Origin of the sequence: Herpetosiphon llansteffanensis (assembly GCF_003205875.1) — a bacterium.
In the GTDB taxonomy this organism is placed as follows: Bacteria; Chloroflexota; Chloroflexia; order Chloroflexales; family Herpetosiphonaceae; genus Herpetosiphon; species Herpetosiphon llansteffanensis.
Genome location: NZ_PUBZ01000085.1, coordinates 64205 through 78666, shown reverse-complemented (window position 1 = coordinate 78666; position 14462 = coordinate 64205). Strand labels below are relative to the sequence as shown.

Sequence of the window (14462 nt, the reverse complement as noted above, 5' to 3'; positions counted from 1 at the left end):
GGGGTCGGGGATCGGGGACGAGGCTATTGGCTATCGGAACATTATTCGTGCCCTTCGTGTCCTTCGTGGATCGGAGTTTTAGCGCAGAGGAACCATGGCTCTTGGCTGGCGAGAAATTAATCTGTGCCAATCTGTGGTTAAAAATAATTATTCATGCAATTCGTGGCCTAAAGCAGCCTTCGCGTTCTTCGCGGTTTCTCTAACCTAGAGCCTGTAGCCAATAGCCTTCAGCCTCGTAGGCTTATCATGCACAAATTTCTATGTTAAAATGAACAAATGTTCGATTACGCTCGCCTAGGTATTGCAGCAAAATACTGCTACAATGCAGGGTGGATGTTGTGTTTCAGGAGGTTTGGATCATATGCAGCAGCGACCCACGCTCGTCTTGGTTGATGGCCATGCGCTGGCGTTTCGCGCCTTTTTTGCGCTTCGCGACACGGGCATGTCGGTTCGGGCAACTGGCGAACCAACCTACGCAGTCCAAGGCTTTTTATCAATTTTGCTCAACTTGTTACGCGAGCGCCAACCAGAGTATGTGGCGGTTTCGTTTGATATTGGTCGCACCTTCCGCGATGATATTTACCCAGAATACAAAGCTGGTCGCGCTGAAACACCCGCCGATTTTCACCCCCAACTTGAGCGCATCAAGCAAATTATTAATGCCCTGAATATTCCAATTTACACTGCCGAAAACTACGAGGCCGATGATGTCATTGGCACATTATGTCGTCAAGCAGAGGCTCAGGGTGTCGATACATTGATCATCACTGGCGATACCGACACGCTGCAATTGGTCAACGATTATACCAAGGTGCTGTTGGCCAATCCCTATGGCAAGGGCAATGTGTCGCTCTACGATGAGGCCCAAGTGCGCGAGCGCTACAAAGGCTTGAATCCAAACCAACTCGCCGATTTGCGCGGCCTCAAAGGCGATACCTCCGACAACATTCCTGGGGTTAAGGGCATTGGCGAAGCTGGCGCAATTAGCATGCTCAACGAATGGGGCAGCGTCGAAAATATCTACGCCAACCTCGATAAAGTCGCCAATCGCTATCGCTCAAAGCTCGATGGCCAGCACGAAGCAGCTCGATTTAGCACCCACTTGGCCACCATCGTCACCGATGCGCCAGTAACCTTGGATCTCGAAGCCACCAAAGTGCACGATTACGATCGAGATACGGTGCTGGCGTTGTTCAGCCAACTCGAATTTCGCAAGTTGGTCGATAAACTGCCACTTTCGAGCAATGTCAGTGCAGTGCAAGTTGTTGCCGTGCCGCAAACCACTAATCCCAGCCAATTAACGATGTTCGATGATGCCACGCCACCAAGCGCTGAGCTAATTGCTCAATCTGGCAATTATCAAGCGGTGACCACCAGCGAACAATTGGCCGAATTGGTAAGAATTTTGGCTGAGTCTGAACGTTTAATCTTCGATGTTGAAACCAATAGCCTGAATTTGTTTTCGCCAGTGCCTGCCAGCGTCGTTGGGATTGCGCTGACCCACACTGCTGGCAGTGGTTGGTACATTCCCTTGGCGCATCGCAGCGGCCAGCAATTGACCGTAGCCGAGGTTGTCGCCGCCTTGCAACCATTGTTTAGCGACCCCAAAAAAGCTGTGGTGGCCCACAATGGCAAGTTCGATATGAGCGCACTCAGCCTGATTGGGCTTGATGTGCCGCATTTGAGCTTTGATACCGCCATCGCTGCCGCTTTATTGGGCAAACGCCAGAGCCTTAAGGATTTGGCCTTTGCCGAATTGCGCGACGCTGATGATCGCCCAATTGAGATGACCAGAATCGAAACTTTGATTGGTAGCGGCAAAAAGCAAATTACCATGGATCAAGTGGCGATTGAGCAAGTAACGCCCTACGCCAGCGCCGATGTTGATATGACCGCCCGTTTGTTGGCGCTGTTTATGCCACAACTGGGGGCAATTCCAGCGGTACGCGAGGTTTTCGAGCAAATTGAAATGCCGCTTAGCCCTGTGTTGATGCGCATGGAAGCCTGTGGCATCGGGCTTGATCGGGCGCAACTTGTGCAACAAGGCCAAGTGTTGGGCCAAAGTTTGCGCGAAATCGAGCAGCACATTGCCGAATTTGTGGGCGAACCATTAAATATCAATTCGCGCTTCGATTTAAATGATCTGCTGTTTATTCGGCTTAAACTACCAACCGCCAATCTCAAACGTTTGGCTGGCACAACCCGCAGCGGCGGTGCGGTTTACTCGGTCAATGCAGAAACCTTGGAAGATTTGCAAAACCACGATCAAAGCGGCATCGTCGCCATGATTTTGCGCTATCGCCGTTTGTCGAAGCTCAAATCGACCTACGTTGATGCCTTGATTGAATTGATTAACCAAAAAACTGGCCGCGTACATACCCAATATCGCCAAATTGGCGCAGAAACTGGGCGGCTAAGCTCAGATTCGCCCAACTTGCAAAATATTCCAGTGCGCAGCGAAGAAGGCCGCGAAATTCGCCGCGCCTTTGTGGCTCGCCCAGGCCATGTGCTGATGACCGCCGACTATTCGCAGATTGAATTGCGGGTTTTGGCCCACATCACCGCCGATCCAGCCTTGGTCGAAGTTTTTCAAACCGGCCAAGATATTCACGCGGCAACAGCAGCGCGCTTGTTCGACATTCCGATGGATGAAGTCAGCAAAAACCAACGCCGAATTGCCAAAATGACGGTTTTCGGCATCATTTACGGCATTAGCAGCTTTGGTTTGGCTGCACGCACAGCCCTTTCACGCGGCGAAGCCCAACAAATGATCAGCGGCTTGTTTGCCCAATATCCTGGCCTAAAAAGCTATATCGACCGCACCTTGGAGCGGGTCAAGGCGGTGGGCTATGTTGAAACCCTGTTTGGTCGTCGCCGCTACTTCCGCGAATTACAAGATGGCGGCGTAACCGGGCCACGCCGCAGCGCCTTCGAGCGTGAAGCAACCAATGCAGGCATCCAAGGCACAGCTGCCGATTTGATCAAATTGGCCATGATTCGCTTGGAAAAAGCCTTGCTTGAAGGTGGCTATCAGGCCAAAATGTTGCTGCAAGTGCATGACGAATTGGTGTTGGAAGTGCCCGAGGCTGAGCGTGATGCAGTCGCCCAATTAGTTTGTGATACGATGACCCAAGTCTATCCCGATTTGGCCGTGCCATTGGAAGTAAACGTCGAAACAGGGCTGAATTGGGACCAACTTCAGCGCTGGCACGCCCCAGCTTAGTAATTTAGGAACCCTGCATGACTGAAATGCACGAATTTAGTCAACAGCCATTAGTGTTGATCGTCGATGATCAATCTTCAAATCGTTCAATTGTGCGGCGCTATGTTGAAGCGGCGGGCTACCTCGCCGCTGAGGCTGAGCATGGCATGGCGGCGTTGGAGTTTGTGCGCCAAACGCCGCCAGATGCCATTTTGCTCGATATTTTTATGCCCGGCATTGATGGCATTGAAGTGCTGAAGACGATTCGTGCCCAGCGTGATCATCATTATATTCCGGTGATCGTGGTGACGGCAGCAGCAGAATTGGCGGTGCGTCAACAAGCCTACTTCGAGGGCGCAGACGATTTTCTGCTCAAGCCAGTTGATTCGGCAACCTTGCGTGCGCGTTTGCGGGCGGCAATTCGGCTCAAACATGTGCTGTCGCGGGTCGAGGCCGAGCGCGAACGCTTTGCCCTGATTGCCGATATAACCCGCGATATAACCCGCATCGAGTCGATTTCGGGCATGTTGGCGCATGTGGTCGAGGTCAGCACCAAAGCCTTGCACGCCGACCATGGCAATCTGTTTTTGTTGCACGATGTTGCTGATGTGGAAATTCTGACTACCGACGATGGGGTTTCGCACAACCTTGAGCGGGTCAAGCGCGTGGTCAAAGAAGGCGCAGCAGGCTATGCCTTGCGCAGCCGTGAAACGGTGCGGATTGCTGATGTGCGCGAGGATTCACGTTGGCTGGCGCTTGATCAATCGGCGGCTAGCGTGCGTTCAGCCTTGATTGTGCCAATTGGCGATGCGAGTGGGCCGTTGGGTGTTTTGGCGGTCTATCATAGCATCATTGACCATTTTAGTGCCGATGATCAAGTGTTGCTTGAGCTGATTGCGCATCAAATTATTGGGCCGATTCGCCAAGCTCAAATGCGCGAACAGCTAGCGCGCCAAACCCGTCAGTTGCAATTGGTCAATAATTTGGCCCAATCGTTAAGCGCCAATTTGGATCTCCATTCGCTGTATCGCAGTATCGAGCAAGAGTTGCAGCAAATTATGGGGCCAGTTGCCATTGCTTGGTATTCGTATCGCAATGCAGTTATTGATTTGGCCTATACCTCGCAACGTGATGCCTTCTGCATGCCCAACGATCAGCCAAGTCTCCATTTGCTGACTGAGCTTGGCACAATTACCCGAGTCTATTCGTGTGTTTTAGGCACCGATAGCTTAGTGCCAATCACCCAACAATTGCTCGATTCTGGCTATCAAGGCTGCGCCGCAGTGCCGCTGCATCATCAGGCTCGCTTGTTGGGTGTGCTGCTAATTGCCATCAAAGATCGCCACATTAGCAATGAAGAAGTGGCGCTTTTGGAAATGGCTCGCCCGCATTTTGCCGTAGCCTTGGCCAATGCCCAAACTGTCGCCGACCAAGCAGCGCGCCAAACTGAGCAAGCAGAATTGGGCTACTTGCGCAATATGGCGCAGCTAGCAGGCCAAATGGCCCATCACTTCAACAATTTATTGGCAGTGATTTTGGGCAATACCCAATTGGCCGAGCTTGATGCAGTCGATGAAGCCCAGCGCGAATTATTATCTGAAGTGGTTAAGCATGTGCGTGGCGGCAAAGAGATGGTGCAGCGGATTCATCTGCTCAAAGGTGCCAGCCGTAGCAATCCTGCGCCATTTCCGATTGATCTCAGCGAAGCGCTGCCAAGCTTGATCGATCAAGCCTTGCAAGTCCATCACTCGGTCGAAGATTTGCGGCTAGAAATTCAGCCCAACTTGTATGTTCTGTTGCAAGAACGCGACTTGCTGACCCTATGCATTGAGCTGATCAACAACGCCTTGGAATCTGGCTCAAGCCACGCAGGGATTGTGATCAAGGCCTATCAAACTGAACATGCAACGGTTTTGGCCTTCCGTGATGCTGGCCAAGGAATTCCTGCTGATGCCTTTGGCGATATTTGGCAGCCTTTCTGGACGACCCATGGCCCGCAACGCTTGGGCTTGGGCTTGCCAATTTGTGCGGCAGTAATGTGGCGTGCTGCCGGCTCGATCAGTTTGATTCCAAATGACCCTGAGCCTGGAGTTACCGCCCTACTTCAGTTTCCCCTCTTGCCAAGCGAAGCCATGAATTTGGCCTAACTTAGCCTACTTTTGCACTATCAGAAGCTTGGGGGCTGCGGTATAATACATGCTAGCGGTAGCATTCTCGCCGCTCCCATGGTGTTTAAGCAGAGGGTTCTTGTGCAGCAGTCTCCATCATCAACTCCCACACCAATGCCATTATTTACGTTAATTCGCGGAGCACTCAACCTGCTTCGGCGCTATTCGAGCTTGTTTATGGGCTTGGCCGCGCTCCAAGTCGTGCCATTCCTGATTGGAACGCTCTGGATGCAAGCCAACGGGGTGGAAGCTCGGGCTACATCGCAGTTGAACGTCATTATGGCCGAAATGACGCGGCGGGTTGAAAATGGCCAAATGGGCGATGGCATGTGGGTATTGGAGTATCCACGGGCTGATATTGCGCCCTACATTTGGGGTATGTTGGGGGTTTACTTTTTTTCAATTTTCATTATGCGCAATCTGGCTATGGCGGCGAGTGTCATCGCGGTTGGTGAACATTACCGCCAAGCCAAGCCACGCTTGCTCAACGTCGTGTTAAGCAGTTTACGCCATTTGCCCTCGCTGTTTGCCTGGGGCTGCATGTGCGTTTTAGCTCTCTTTATAGCGCTGTTTTTTGCCTTAGCCCAGCTGCCTGGCCTTGTTTTAGGCTTGGGCTTGCTGTGGTTTTTTGGGGTTCGGCTGAGCCTTGTGCCACAAATTATTGTAGCCGAGCGGATTGATGTATTTCGCGCCATCCATCACTCGTGGGTGTTAACGCGAGGTGCATTTGGCCGCATTAGCAATATTTGGATCATCTTGGTGGTGCTTTTAGGCGTTCTCGCCAGCTATGTAACGACGATTATCAGTGCGATTGCGATGGCGCTGTTTGGCGAAACCAGTGCCATGGCGATTGCGCTGACCCAAGGCTTATCAACAGTTACCTCGATTATGACCTTACCAATGGCCTATATTGGCTTTACCTTGCTATACTATGATCAAATTCGCTTAGCGTATGCTGGGGTGCCAAGCAACCCAAGCTTGAATGTGCAACAATAAATAGCCTAATTGAGAGGTTGAGATGTATCGAATTTGGCGAATGCTAGCTTGTTTGTTGCTTATGAGCGGGGTTTTGGCCCAGCCCTTGATTGCCCAAGCCCAAGCACCTGAGGTCGTCAGCGTCAACGACTATACCCAATTGCTCCGCGAAGCCTTTACCGCAGCCCAACGCACTGATGAAATTGGGCTGCGCGAGGCCAGCGACAAAATCGTTGCGCTTAAGCAGCTTCGTACGCGCAGCGAAGATCTGATTGATGTAAATCATCAATGGCTCAAGGATGCGTTGGCGAGCACAACCCCAAATTTGCTCATTATCCGCGATCGCTTGGCAGCCATGCTCGAAGCACTGACCGCTGGCCGCGAATATGCGCCCCAAGACCTCGAAACCTTAACCGTTATTTTGAATACCGACCCATTTGATAAGCTCAAGCCTCAAGACGCACCAGCACCACCTAATGTCAATTTTCTGCGCTGGCTCTTTAGCGATGGCTTAACCTCGTGCTTTACCGTGATTGCGGTGGTGTTTGTGCTGGGGTTGATTCTGTATATTGCTAGAACCGTGCAGCGCAGTAATGTCAAGGTTGCACGCCGCAAGGCTCCCGCTGAAGAGCAAAAATTAACCAGTGTGCAGGCGATTGAACGCGCCGATAAAGTCGCCGCCGAAGAAGCCAATTTCCGCGATGCAGTGCGCTATTTGTATCTTTCAACCTTGTTATGGCTGGAGGAACGCGGCATGTTGCGCTACGACCGGACCTTGACCAACCGCGAGGTATTGGCAGCAGTGCCCAGCAATACGCCGTTACATCAGCGCCTAGCTCCCGTTATTCAGACCTTCGATCGAGTCTGGTATGGCATTGCCGAGGTTGATCAAACAACCTTTGATCACTATCGCCAACAAGTGACAAGCCTGCGCGAGGTACGCTAAGATGAGTAGTAAAGTCAAAACTATTGCAATTGTCGTTGGCATTATCGCGCTGGTGATTTTTTTGTTCAGTTCGCTCGATTTGCAAAATAACAATAACGAAGCTGGCTCGATTTACAATGAAAGTGCCTTCGGCGCAGCGGCCCTGCCACTCTGGTTTGGCAAAATTGGCTATCAAACCGAAATCTACGAATATCGCCGTTTTGATGACCTTGATCAAGCAATCAATGTCATGATCTCGCTGCCTTCGGAACGTTTCGATGGTTGGCAAGTCGATGAAATTGATGCAGTTATGCGCTGGGTCGAAGAAACTGGCGCTACGCTGATCATCGTTGATAATGAACAAAACGGGATCTTCACGCGCTTAGACTTGACGGTTACACCCTATGAAGACCTGAATCCAGTTACAACCGCCAAACCCAGCCACAGCTTGGTCAATCCTGATGTTACCAGCCTCGACGATTATCACACAATGAAGTATTTTGAGCGAACCCGCCAAAATAGCCAAGTGATTATCGGCACGGAGCAGCAGCCAACCTTGCTCGGCATTAGTCGTGGCAGCGGCATGATTTACGCCTCGACCAACGTTGATATTTTTACCAACATTGGCTTGTTTCGTGAAAGTAATGCACGCTTAATTTTGAATATGGTTAATCGCACCCCTGCAGGTGGCACGATTGCCTTCGATGAAGTGCATCATGGCCGTGCCTTGCCGCCAAAAGCTGCGCCAGTGCCAGCTAAGCCCTACTCGCCATTAGTTGCAGCAATGGTGTATAGTGCGATTGTCGTTGGGTTGTGGGCTTTATTATCAGGCCGCCGCTTTGGCCAAATTGTGCCAAGCAAAATCGATTTGATGCAGCGTAATAGCAGCGAATATGTTCAATCGATGGCAAATTTGTTTCAACGAGGCCGCCAAGCTGAACATATGCAAGTCCACTATAAAACCTACCTCAAACGCCGCATCGCCAAGCCCTATGGAATCAATCCAAAGCTTGATGATCAACAGTTTATCAACGAAGTTCAACGCTATTCCGATACAATTGATCGCAATCACCTTGCCCATTTGCTCAACCATTTAAGCCAACCCAACCCGAGCGAAGCCAGCATCTTGGCTTTGGTCAGCGATATTGATCGCTTTATTCACACATGGGAACAACAAGGTCGGGTTTAAGCACGCTCTTTTTGCCTAGGCTACGGGCATCGTGCGGTGCTCGTGAGAATGATATTGGAGGATCAATGCTGGTTAAACAAGTTGCCGAATATATGCGCCAAGAGGCCAGTAAAGTTATTGTTGGCCAAGAGGAAACCTGGACGCAACTGGTAGTTGCCTTGCTAAGCGGCGGCCATGTGTTGCTTGAAGGTGTGCCTGGCACCGCCAAAACCTTGATGGCCAAAACCTTGGCGCATTTGGTGCAAGCTGAGTTTAAGCGGGTGCAATTTACCCCCGACTTGATGCCCTCGGATGTGATGGGCACAAGCGTCTATGAGATGCAAACTAGCCAGTTTCGCTTGCGCAAAGGCCCAATTTTTACTCAAATTTTGCTGGGCGACGAAATTAACCGCGCTCCTGCCAAAACCCAAGCAGCCTTGCTCGAAGCCATGGAAGAGCAACAAGTTACGATTGATGGCGAGACGATGCCGTTACCACAACCATTCTTCGTGATCGCCACTCAAAACCCAATGGAATACGAAGGCACCTACCCATTGCCCGAAGCCCAACTCGACCGCTTCTTGTTCAAAGTCTTGGTGGGCTATAGCCCACCAGAAGTTGAGTTTGAGGTGCTGCGCCGCTATAACCAAGGCTTTAACGCACGCAATTTGAGCAGCGTTAATTTGCAACAAACCGTCACACCAGAAACGATTATGCGCTGTCGCGATGAAATTGGTCGCTTGCGGGTTGAAGATGGCGTAATCAACTATATCAATGCCATTGCCCAAGAATCACGTCGCTCGCCAGATTTGGTGCTGGGTGGCTCGCCCCGCGCCTCGATTGCCTTGCTCTTAACCGCCAAAACCTTTGCGGCGATGCAAGGCCGCGAGTATGTTGTGCCCGATGATGTGAAGTTCTTGGCCCGCCCAGTCTATCGCCATCGGATTATTCTCAAACCAGAGGCAGAGATTGAAGGTTTAACCCCAGATACCGCCATGACGCGGATTTTGGGGCGTATTGAGGTTCCTCGCTGATGATTCCATCGCGCCGTTTATTAGGAATTCTGCTCGCAGGCCTAGTTCCGGTGGTCATCGGGGCCGAAAACCCCGATTTCCGCTGGACAATCTGGGTCTATGTGCTATTGCTGATTGGCTTTGTGGCCGTCGATTGGTTTATCACGCCCAAGCCAACATTATTGGAAGTGGCGCGCATCAACGAACCAAAGCTCTCGATTGGCGAACAAAACCTGATTACGCTGGCCGTGCATAACCAAAGCCAACGCACCCTCGATCTGCAAATTCGCGACGAATTTCCGGTGGAGTTTCCCAGCGATGCGCTGATTCTCAAGACCAAGGTCGAGCCAGAGAGCGTGCAAGAAGTGAGCTACCATGTGCGGCCACTGCGGCGCGGCGATTATCGCTTTGGCAACATCAACCTGCGCTACACCAGCACCCTTGGCACCTTTTTGCGCCAATCCAAAATCGCCTTCGACGAATTGGTTAAGGTTTACCCCAATGTGCTTGATGTGCGCAAATACGATATGCTGGCCCGCAAAGGTATGTTGTTTGAGCTTGGCTTGCGGACAGCGCGGGTTTTTGGCTCGGGCACCGAGTTTGAGCGGCTACGCGAATACACACCCGACGATGAGTTTCGAGCAATTAACTGGAAGGCCAGCGCCCGCCGCAATAAGCTAATTGCCGCCGAATACGAAACTGAGCGCTCGCAATATGTGGTTTCGGTGATTGATACCGGACGCTTGATGCGCCCAACGATCAACGATATTGCCAAGCTGGATTATGCGATTAACGCCGCCTTGATGCTCGGCTATGTGGCCATGCTCAAGGGCGATCATATTGGCATGCTTTCGTTTGCTGACCATGTGGGGCGTTTTTTGCAGCCACGGCGGGGCAAGGCCCAGTTTTATCAAATGTTGGAGATGCTGTATAACTTGCCATCACAGCCAGTCGAGGCCGATTATGGCCGCGCAATCTCCTACTTGGGCTTGAAGAATAAGCGGCGTTCGCTGGTGGTGATTTTTACCGACCTCAGCACGATGGATACAGCCAAGCCCTTGATTCAACATATGGCGCGCTTGGCCAAAACCCACCTAGCCTTGTGCGTGGTGATGAGCGACCCCAACTTAGTCGGCTACGCTGGCAAATCAACCGCAAACTCGACCGATGTCTATGAGCGAGCAGTGGCCGAAATGGTGCTCGATGAGCGCCGCGTGGTGCTCGACACGCTGAACCAAGCTGGCGTACACACTATCGATGTACCAGCAAATAAACTCACAGTTTCGGTGATTAATAAATATCTGGAGTTCAAAGGTCGGGGATTAATTTAACCGCCAATCACGGGGCTACATTGCCCCGTGATCCTCATTATTTTAGATCAGAATCAGCACCAAAATAAACATGCTGACTACGCCTCCGAGGGCAATGCCGAGCGCGATGCCTGCTGCGATACTCATGACACGGCGTAGTGGTGTGGTTGTGGCTTTCACCTGCAATCCTCCTAATTTGGTTATGCCCTATAGCCCTAGGATACCACAGTTTGACCGCTGGCTTGCTCAAAATCGGCTGATACTCATCTGAGGTTAAGCACACGCTAAGCTGAGCATCACAATCTCTGGCCGACAGCCAAAGCGCACTTGCGGCCAGCTACAGCCCAAGCCCCACGAGGTAAATTGCACCAGCGAGCCAACATTATAGCGATGGTCGGGGTAGCGCATACCCAAATAGGGCAGCAGCAACGCACCCTTAACTGGCACGCGCACTTGGCCACCGTGGGCATGGCCAGAAAGCTGCAAATCGAAGCGATTGTAGCTGGCGGTGAAGTCGGCGGTATCCGGCTCGTGCACCAAAATAATTGCTGCATCGCTGCTCGGCAACTCACCAACCAAACGGTCAAGCACTGGTTTCATGGTGCTTGGGTCGTTGTGGCCAATTGGATTGGGCCACAGATCGTCGTGGCCAGCCAGGTGTAATTTGCTGCTGCCACGGTTCAAACTGATTGCCCGATTGGTCAGATCGTGAATGCCAGTTGCTCGTAGCACTTGGCGCACGGTTTCGCCATTACCATCGCTCCAATAATCGTGGTTGCCCAAAACACCAACTATCCCGTCGGGCGCTTCGAGCATCGCCAAGCCAACCGCCAAATCCTCTGCATAACGGCTAGCATCGTTGGTAATAAAATCACCTGAGATCGCAATCAGATCTGGTTTTTGGGCATTGACCATGCGCACCGTCGTCAGCCAATGCTCACGCGTCATCAGCACATCGTCAATGTGAATATCGCTCAAATGGGCAATTCGATAGCCATCGTAGGCACTAGCCAAGCGCGGCAAAACGATCGTTTCTTCGTGGACACTCAGCCATTCAGCTTCGACATTGAAGCCATAGGCTGCTGCGCCCAGCGTGCCAGCGGTTGTGGCCAAGGTTGAATAGGCTATTATTTTCAGAAAACTGCGGCGTGAAAGTGCTGCTGCCATACAAACCTCCTACTTCTGTTTCGTTCTACGACGTAGTTGTACTAGTGGATCCCCTCACCCCAACCCCTCTCCCGTGCGCGGGCGAGGGGCTTTAATCGTGCGGTTCTGTCGCGATGTGTGATAGAAAACGGTCGGCTCCCCCTCGCCCGCGTCCAGTGGGAGAGGGGGCTGGAGGGTGAGGGGATGCTGCTGCAAACCTCCTACTTCTGTTTCGTTCTACGACGTAGTTTATAGCGTTTTAAACAGCGAATGTAGCTGATATGCGGCTGATATGCAGCAGATAGCGTGCAACTTAGCGCATTTTGACTAGCAGCACAATCGGCTGGCCTTGCAGTTTGGTCAACACCACGGTTTGCTCATTGCGGCCTTTCAAACGCAGTTGTTTGCTCAGCTCCTCTGGCGTAATTGGCGAGCCACGTTTTTTAACCGTTACCCGGCCAACCTCGCGCTCCTGCAACGCATGGCGCAAAGCCTTGAGATTAAACGGCATCCATTGCTCAATCTGCCAAACTCTGAGCAATGGCGATTGCACCAAGTTGTCGCTGGTGAGGTAGGCAATGCTGGCATCAAATTGGGCCAAATTGTGCTGCGCCGCCAGATCAGCCACCGCATGCGCCCGAATCACCGCCGGATCAGGCTCGTACAAATAGGCGCATGGCTCGCTCAGCGCAGCCGCCGCTTGCTCAGGATTGGCAATTAAGCTGAATTCATTGCCAGCGCTGGTGAGCACCACGGCCTTGCGTTGGCCGCCACCTTGGCCAGCATGCCACCACAAACTGGCCTCGCGCAAATCGCCATCAAGCGAAACAAACTCAAGATCGTAGCCAGCAGGCACGGCATCGTCGGGAATGCCCGGCGCAACCTTGGCCCCATGAATCGGCACTTGCTTGCGCCAACGCTCAAGCGTCGAAAGCGGCGGCTGATAGTGCTCAACATCCCAAATTCGTTTGCCATTGCTGCGCCGCGCTGGGTCGATAAACAAGCCATCGTAGCCAGCAAATTCCAAGCTGGTAAAATCGGCTTCTTGGATGGCGATGTTGTTGCTCAAGCCAAGTGCCTGGGCATTGGCCGCCAGCAGTGCCAAGCGCAACGGATCGCGATCGAGCGCCAAAACGTGGCAACTTTGGGCCAGCGCCAAGGCATCGCCGCCAATCGAGCAGCCCAAATCGGCCAAGCGCGAACCAGCAGCAAAATGGCGTTGGCGATAATTGGCCACCAACCAAGGCGTGGCTTGCTCCAACGCCTCGCGGGTAAAATACAGCTGGCTGGCTTGGGGAAATTTGGCTTGAGCAGCGCGCCGCAACAAGCTGGTTTCCAACGCTGCCGTGACCGCCTCTGCTGGATAGCGTTTGCGCAACTTGGTGGTGTAGCGCAAAAAGTTTGCTTCGTTCAGCTCAGGGTCGGCGCTCAACTCGGCCAGCAATTGTTGGCCAGCAGCGCTCAACAACCAACGAAAACCTTCGATTTCCATTAGGCTTTGCCCGCCCAGCGTTGGCGCAAGGCCGCAATAATTGTCGGGCCATGCTCGCGACCATTTTCGATGAAGATTTTGCTTGGATGTGAGCCTGCCGCCAAAACCCCAGCAATAAACAGATTTGGCACATTAGTTTCAAATGTTGCTGGATCATGGCTTGGCACAGCATCATGATCAACCTCTACCCCAACAGCTGCGAGCATGCTGGTATTCGGGCGATAGCCAATCAGGGCAAAGATCCAATCGTTGGGCTGTTCGTGCTGCGAGCCGTCGGCCTTTGTTATTTGAATGCTGGTTGGGGTAATCGCCGTCACATTGGCTTCCCAGAAGGGCTGAATCTTGCCTGCGTCGATCCATGCCTGCAAATCGGCGGCGATCCATGGTTTGATTCGTTGATCTAAGCTGGCAAATTGATGGATGATCGTCACGTTTGCGCCGTGATAATACAAATCAAGCGCAGCCTCGGCAGCAGAATTGCCCCCGCCAATCACCGCGACATTTTGGCGATAGTAGGGGTGGCCTTCGCGATAATAATGCAGCACTTTGCTTAATTCAGCGCCAGCAATAGCCAACTGATTCGGCGTATCGTATGAGCCACTGGCCACAATCACTGCTTGGCTCTGGTAGCTAGCGCTGGTTTGATCGTGACGAGTGGTTTGCAGCTGAAACCTGCCATCTGCTAAACGCTCAAGCGCTTGTACTGGCTCGTAAACATGAATATTTAAGCCAAAATGCTCAACCACGCCGCGATAATAGGCCAACGCTTCGGTGCGAGTTGGATGGGGATGAATGCTGCTCCATGGCACATTGCCAATCGTCAAATTGGGTGCTGTGCTAAAAAACGCCGTTTGCAACGGATAATTGATAATCGTGTTGGTGATTGCGCCGCGTTCGAGCACAAGATAGCTGAAGCCTGCCTGTTGGGCGGCAATTGCGGCGCTCAGGCCACTTGGTCCAGCCCCAATAATAATCAGATCGTAGGTTTGCATACTGCTCCTTGCAATAAAAAAACCGCAGAGAGCGCTAAGCTTGAGCGCCCTCTGCGGTGCTACATAATTGA

The 14462-nt window shown here is 52.1% G+C and carries 10 protein-coding genes; 7 read left to right on the top strand and 3 right to left on the bottom strand.

Annotated features, from left to right (window positions below; translation table 11 throughout):
- Positions 1-361 precede the first annotated feature (361 nt).
- The 7 genes from polA (at position 362) to C5S61_RS09645 (ending at position 10782) form a co-directional block, all read left to right on the top strand.
- On the top strand, positions 362-3223 hold the full coding sequence (gene polA, locus C5S61_RS09675) for a DNA polymerase I (RefSeq protein WP_110514855.1): 2862 nt from the start codon (positions 362-364) through the stop codon (positions 3221-3223).
- A gap of 17 nt (positions 3224-3240) precedes the next feature.
- A complete protein-coding gene (locus tag C5S61_RS09670; RefSeq protein WP_110514854.1) occupies positions 3241-5349 on the top strand; it encodes a response regulator in 2109 nt (702 codons plus the stop codon).
- Positions 5350-5451: 102 nt separating this feature from the next.
- Complete coding sequence (locus C5S61_RS09665; RefSeq protein WP_124033416.1) at positions 5452-6366, top strand: hypothetical protein; 915 nt, start codon at positions 5452-5454, stop codon at positions 6364-6366.
- Positions 6367-6388: 22 nt separating this feature from the next.
- Positions 6389-7291 carry a DUF4129 domain-containing protein gene (locus tag C5S61_RS09660; RefSeq protein ID WP_110514852.1) on the top strand — a complete coding sequence of 301 codons (903 nt, stop codon included), beginning with the start codon at positions 6389-6391 and terminating at the stop codon, positions 7289-7291.
- Position 7292: 1 nt separating this feature from the next.
- Complete coding sequence (locus C5S61_RS09655) at positions 7293-8459, top strand: DUF4350 domain-containing protein (RefSeq protein ID WP_110514851.1); 1167 nt, start codon at positions 7293-7295, stop codon at positions 8457-8459.
- Positions 8460-8524: 65 nt separating this feature from the next.
- The gene (locus C5S61_RS09650) at positions 8525-9472 is read left to right on the top strand and encodes an AAA family ATPase (RefSeq protein ID WP_110514850.1); all 948 of its coding nucleotides are present in this window, start codon (positions 8525-8527) and stop codon (positions 9470-9472) included.
- Positions 9472-10782, top strand: a complete 1311-nt coding sequence (locus tag C5S61_RS09645) for a DUF58 domain-containing protein (protein WP_110514849.1) — start codon at positions 9472-9474, stop codon at positions 10780-10782. Before C5S61_RS09650 ends, C5S61_RS09645 begins: the two co-directional genes overlap by 1 nt.
- A 252-nt stretch (positions 10783-11034) precedes the next feature.
- On the opposite strand, the gene C5S61_RS09640 is transcribed toward C5S61_RS09645, so the two are convergent.
- From C5S61_RS09640 to C5S61_RS09630, 3 genes are all read right to left on the bottom strand, one after another.
- The gene (locus C5S61_RS09640; RefSeq protein ID WP_110514848.1) at positions 11035-11928 is read right to left on the bottom strand and encodes a metallophosphoesterase; all 894 of its coding nucleotides are present in this window, start codon (positions 11926-11928) and stop codon (positions 11035-11037) included.
- 292 nt (positions 11929-12220) lie between these two features.
- A complete protein-coding gene (locus C5S61_RS09635) occupies positions 12221-13399 on the bottom strand; it encodes a class I SAM-dependent methyltransferase (protein ID WP_110514847.1) in 1179 nt (392 codons plus the stop codon).
- A complete protein-coding gene (locus tag C5S61_RS09630; RefSeq protein ID WP_110514846.1) occupies positions 13399-14391 on the bottom strand; it encodes a YpdA family putative bacillithiol disulfide reductase in 993 nt (330 codons plus the stop codon). The genes C5S61_RS09635 and C5S61_RS09630 overlap by 1 nt, the downstream gene beginning before the upstream one ends.
- Positions 14392-14462: the final 71 nt, after the last annotated feature.

Coding starts and splice junctions, on each gene's coding strand:
- C5S61_RS09650 (WP_110514850.1), top strand. CDS start 8,525: ATGCTGGTTAAACAAGTTGCCGAATATATGCGCCAAGAGGCCAGTAAA.
- polA (WP_110514855.1), top strand. CDS start 362: ATGCAGCAGCGACCCACGCTCGTCTTGGTTGATGGCCATGCGCTGGCG.
- C5S61_RS09655 (WP_110514851.1), top strand. CDS start 7,293: ATGAGTAGTAAAGTCAAAACTATTGCAATTGTCGTTGGCATTATCGCG.
- C5S61_RS09630 (WP_110514846.1), bottom strand. CDS start 14,391: ATGCAAACCTACGATCTGATTATTATTGGGGCTGGACCAAGTGGCCTG.
- C5S61_RS09660 (WP_110514852.1), top strand. CDS start 6,389: ATGTATCGAATTTGGCGAATGCTAGCTTGTTTGTTGCTTATGAGCGGG.
- C5S61_RS09640 (WP_110514848.1), bottom strand. CDS start 11,928: ATGGCAGCAGCACTTTCACGCCGCAGTTTTCTGAAAATAATAGCCTAT.
- C5S61_RS09635 (WP_110514847.1), bottom strand. CDS start 13,399: ATGGAAATCGAAGGTTTTCGTTGGTTGTTGAGCGCTGCTGGCCAACAA.
- C5S61_RS09670 (WP_110514854.1), top strand. CDS start 3,241: ATGACTGAAATGCACGAATTTAGTCAACAGCCATTAGTGTTGATCGTC.
- C5S61_RS09645 (WP_110514849.1), top strand. CDS start 9,472: ATGATTCCATCGCGCCGTTTATTAGGAATTCTGCTCGCAGGCCTAGTT.